Below are 3,847 nucleotides of genomic sequence, written 5' to 3' on the forward strand. Positions count from 1 at the left end.
GGTCGTCACGGATCCGCCCGAGCAGACCGCCAAGCTCTCGGCCCACCAGCTCCGGCATCAGCGGCGAGCGCCAGGCCACCTGCAGCATGCGGCCGAGCGCCGCGGCGCTGATGCGCTCGTCGCGCGACAGGCCCGAGCCGTTGTCGAACACCGGCGGCGCCTCGCCGGTGCCGATGCGCTCGCGCCACCACTGGCCCAGCGCGCTGCGCGAGGCCTCGAAGCTGCCGCGGTTCTTCTGCGTGAGGCCGAGCGTGAGGAACAGCTGCTGCGCCATCACGTTGTTGCTGTACTTGTTGATGTCGCGCACCACCTCCGAAAGCGGCGGCGAGCCGAACTCGAACGCCGGCCTGAGCCCGGCCGGCACCCGGCCGTCGCGCATCTGGCCGCCGACCCGGCCGCCCATCTCGGCCCACATGCCGCCGATGGCGCGCAGGCCGTAGGTGCGCGGATCGGCATAGGCCACGGCCCAGCTCTTTTCGCCGCAGGAGGCCGGCAGGGCGCCCAGGAAGCGGATGCGGTTCGGGTCGCTGAAATCGGGCTTGATGGCCGCGCGCCAGTCGCCGCATTCGCCGGGCGCGAGCGCCACCGTGGGCTGCATCGACACGCTGGCGAGCGGCGGCTCGTAGCTCACGCGCGCCTGCTGGCCGCCGCGCTCGGGCGTGAAGACCATGTTGACCGACTTGAAGTTGACCAGCAGCGCCTCGGGCGAGGCGTTGTAGGGCCGCAGCGGCTCGCCGTCGAAGGCGGCCGGGTCGTTCTCGATCGCGGCGTCAAAGGCGCTGCGGTCCAGCACGATGTCGCCGCTCACGGTGGTGATGCCCAGGCCCTGCACGCGCCGCAGCAGCAGCCAGGCGCGCTCCAGCACCAGCTTGGGATCGCCCTGGCCCTTGATGTAGAGGTTGCCGTTGAGCACGCCGTTGCTCACCGTGCCGTCGATGTAGACCGGCGTGCTCCAGCTGTAGGCCGGCCCGAGCAGGTCGAGCGCGGCGTAGGTGGTGACCAGCTTCATGATCGACGCCGGGTTCACCGGCACCTGCGTGCGCCAGGCCAGGCGCGGCGGGCGCAGGCCGTCGGCATCGGCCACCAGCATCGTCACCGAATCACGCGGCACCTTGGCGCGCGCGAGGGCGGCCTCCACTTCGCCTGGAAAGACCTGTTGTGCAAGGGCGCCCGGAATGGACAGGGCGGCGAAGGAAAGCGCGCAGGCGGTGCGCAGGAAGAAGGAGAGACGACGAAGACGCATCGTGCCGATTATCTCGGCGGAAAAACATGCAGTTGCGCGTGATACAGCAGCATCACGGTCTTGGCGTCGGCAATGCGCCCGTCGGCCACCATGGCCAGCGCCTCGTCGATGCCGAGCTCGAGCACCTCGATGTCCTCGCCCTCCTCGGCCAGGCCGCCGCCGTCGCCGATGCGCATCGAAGGCTCGTACTCGGCGATGAAGAAGTGCAGCTTCTCGGTCACCGAACCCGGGCTCATGAAGGCTTCGAGCACCTTCTGCACCGCGCCCAGGCGATAGCCCAGTTCTTCTTCCACCTCGGCACGGATGCGTTCCTCGGGCGCCGCGTTGTCGAGCAGGCCGGCGGCCGCCTCGATCAGCAGGTCGCCGTGGCCGTTGACGAAGGCCGGGTAGCGGAACTGCCGCGTCAGCAGCACCGTGCGCTGCGCGAGGTTGCAGGGCAGCAGCGTGGCGCCGTTGCCGCGGTCGTAGGTCTCGCGGTGCATGCGCTGCCACTGGCCGTCGTTGCGCCGCCAGTCGAAGGCGGTGGTCTTGAGCGTGTACCAGTTGTCGGAAAGCAGGGTGACTTCGTGCACCCGGACGCGGTCGTGGAGGGTCGTCATGGGGCGCAGCATATGCGCAAGTTCGTGCAGAAACAAGAAAATTCGTGCAATCAACGGTCCTGCCCGCTACCATTGCCCGATGCTCACCCGCCAGCGCAAGCAACACATCCTCTCGGTCCTGCAGCGCGACGGCAACGTCGTGGCCAAGTCGCTCAGCGAGGAGCTGGCGCTGTCGGAAGACACGATCCGCCGCGACCTGCGCGAGCTGGCCGCCGAGGGGCTGCTGCAGCGCGTGCACGGCGGCGCGCTGCCGGTCGCCAGGGCCGAAGCCGACTTCGCGGGCCGGCTGCAGCTCGCAACCGCGGAGAAGGTGGCGATATGCCGAGGCGGGCCTGACCACCGGCGACGTCGAGGAGGCCGCGATCAAGCGCGCGCTCATGGCCGCCGCGGCCGAGACGGTGGTGCTGGCCTCGTCGGAAAAGATCGGCGCGGCCTCGGCCTGGGTCATCCACCCCGTGTCGGCCGCGACCAGCCTGCTGGTGTCGCCGGAAGCGCCCGCCGCCGCGCTGGCGCCACTGCGCAAGGCCGGGCTTGCCATCCTGCGCAGCGACGGCGGCTGAGCGCCCGACCGGCGATTCGCCCCTGGCCGGCGCGGCCGCGGCCTGCCCTGGATAATCGGGGGATGCCCGCCCCGCCCCGTTTCTCGCCCCGCACGATCGGCATCGGCGCGGCCGTGGTCACCGTGCTGGTCTGGACCGCCTTCATCGTGATCGCGCGGGCCTCGGCCGCACGCTCGCTCACCCCGCTCGACCTGGCGCTGGCGCGCATCTGCGGTGCCAGCCTGGTGCTGGTGCCCTGGGGCGCCTGGATGGTCATGAAGGGCCAGCGGCAAAAGGACGGCAGCGCGTCGTCGCTGTTCGGGCTTTCGCCGCTGTCGCTGCGCCTCACGGCCGGCGCCGGCATCTTCGGCGGCGTGGCCTATGCCCTGCTGGCCTACAGCGGCTTCTTCTTCGCGCCCGCGGGCCATGCCTCGGTGCTGATGCCCGGCAGCCTGCCGCTGTGGACCACGCTGCTGGCCGCGCTGGTGCTGCGCGACCGCATCACGCCGGGCCGCGCCTTCGGCCTCGCGCTGATCGTGGCCGGCGACCTGGTCGTCGGCGGGCGCAGCCTGCTGCATGCCTTCGAAGGCGGCGAGGTCTGGAAGGGCGACCTGCTCTTCATGGCCGCGGCCTTCTGCTGGGCCTGCTACAGCGTGGTGGCGCGCCGCCACGGGCTGGACGCCGTGCGCGCGACCATCGCCATCACCGTGTTCGCGCTGCTGGCCTATGTTCCGGTCTACGGCCTGCTGGTGGCGGGCGGCGCGGTCGTGAGCCGCATCGGCACCGCGCCCTGGGGCGAGGTGGCGTTCCAGATGCTGTTCCAGGGCGTCGGCTCGGTCGTCGTCTCGGGCATCACCTTCACGAAGATGATTCAATATTTCGGGCCGGTGCGCAGCACCATGATCACGGCCCTGGTGCCCGGCCTCTCGGCCTTCGGCGCGGTGATCTGGCTCGACGAGCCGCTTTACTGGAACCTGATCGCCGGCCTGCTGCTGGTGACGGCCGGCATTTTGTTCGGCGTGCAGAAAACATCGGCCGGCGGCCGCGCGGCTGCGCGGCCCGCAATGCCGGCCACCGCCACGGGGTGCCGCGATGCCTAGGCTCCTGGCTTTCGACACCAGCACGGAGCACCTGTCGGTGGCGGTGCGCCACGGCGAGCGCCTGTTCACGCACAGCGGGGCCGGCGGCGCGCAGGCGTCGAGCACGCTGATCCCTCTAATCCTGCAACTGCTGGCCGAGGCCGGGCTCGAACTGGCCGCGCTCGACGCCATCGCCTTCGGCCGCGGGCCGGGCTCCTTCACGGGCCTGCGCACCGCCTGCTCGGTGGCGCAGGGCCTGGCCTTCGGCGCCGGCGTGCCGCTGCTGCCGGTCGACACGCTGCTGGCCGTGGCCGAGGAGGCGCGCCATGCCTTCGGCGCACGCCAGGTGGTGGCGGTGCTCGACGCGCGCATGGACCAGCTCTATGC

Annotated in this window: 4 protein-coding genes and 1 pseudogene; 3 read left to right on the forward strand and 2 right to left on the reverse strand. The window is 71.1% G+C overall.

The window, feature by feature from the left end; translation table 11 throughout:
• On the reverse strand, positions 1–1,243 hold a 1,243-nt coding region (dacB, locus tag AC1DOC_RS30565; protein ID WP_478131217.1), incomplete at its 3' end, for a D-alanyl-D-alanine carboxypeptidase/D-alanyl-D-alanine endopeptidase.
• 8 nt (positions 1,244–1,251) lie between these two features.
• Positions 1,252–1,842, reverse strand: a complete 591-nt coding sequence (locus AC1DOC_RS30570; RefSeq protein ID WP_436045062.1) for an NUDIX hydrolase — start codon at positions 1,840–1,842, stop codon at positions 1,252–1,254.
• A 79-nt stretch (positions 1,843–1,921) separates the two neighbouring features.
• Between AC1DOC_RS30570 and AC1DOC_RS30575 the strand changes: the two are divergent.
• From AC1DOC_RS30575 to tsaB, 3 genes and pseudogenes are all read left to right on the forward strand, one after another.
• Positions 1,922–2,402: pseudogene (locus AC1DOC_RS30575) on the forward strand (DeoR family transcriptional regulator).
• 62 nt (positions 2,403–2,464) lie between these two features.
• A complete protein-coding gene (locus AC1DOC_RS30580) occupies positions 2,465–3,481 on the forward strand; it encodes a DMT family transporter (protein ID WP_478080588.1) in 1,017 nt (338 codons plus the stop codon).
• On the forward strand, positions 3,474–3,847 hold a 374-nt coding region (tsaB, locus tag AC1DOC_RS30585), incomplete at its 3' end, for a tRNA (adenosine(37)-N6)-threonylcarbamoyltransferase complex dimerization subunit type 1 TsaB (RefSeq protein WP_478131218.1). The genes AC1DOC_RS30580 and tsaB, both read left to right, overlap by 8 nt.

It is taken from the genome of Variovorax sp. 01T439_2, from assembly GCF_056398445.1.

Excerpts from the sequence above, each read along its gene's own strand:
- AC1DOC_RS30570 (WP_436045062.1), bottom strand. The coding sequence starts at position 1,842 with ATGACGACCCTCCACGACCGCGTCCGGGTGCACGAAGTCACCCTGCTT.
- AC1DOC_RS30580 (WP_478080588.1), top strand. The coding sequence starts at position 2,465 with ATGCCCGCCCCGCCCCGTTTCTCGCCCCGCACGATCGGCATCGGCGCG.